The sequence below is a fragment of the Halalkalibacter flavus genome (genome assembly GCF_036663575.1).
Classification (GTDB): domain Bacteria; phylum Bacillota; class Bacilli; order Bacillales; family Bacillaceae_D; genus Halalkalibacter; species Halalkalibacter flavus.
Genome location: NZ_JAWRVK010000460.1, coordinates 1 through 210, shown reverse-complemented (window position 1 = coordinate 210; position 210 = coordinate 1). Strand labels below are relative to the sequence as shown.

Annotated in this window: 1 rRNA gene; it reads left to right on the top strand. The window is 46.7% G+C overall.

The features are described 5' to 3' along the window. Positions 1 to 140 precede the first annotated feature (140 nt). Positions 141 to 210 (top strand): 5S ribosomal RNA (rrf, locus tag SAY88_RS25790); the annotation flags it as partial.

Here is a 210-nt window from a genome sequence, read left to right as displayed (position 1 = left end):
GATAGGTCTGGTGTGGAAGCGTGGCGACACGTGGAGCTGACAGATACTAATCGGTCGAGGACTTATCCAATAATTGAATCTTGATACGTTTCTAAAAGCATTATCTAGTTTTCAGAGAACCATTTCTTTCAACTATATAGTCTGGTGGCGATAGCGAAGAGGTCACACCCGTTCCCATGCCGAACACGGTCGTTAAGCTCTTCAGCGCCG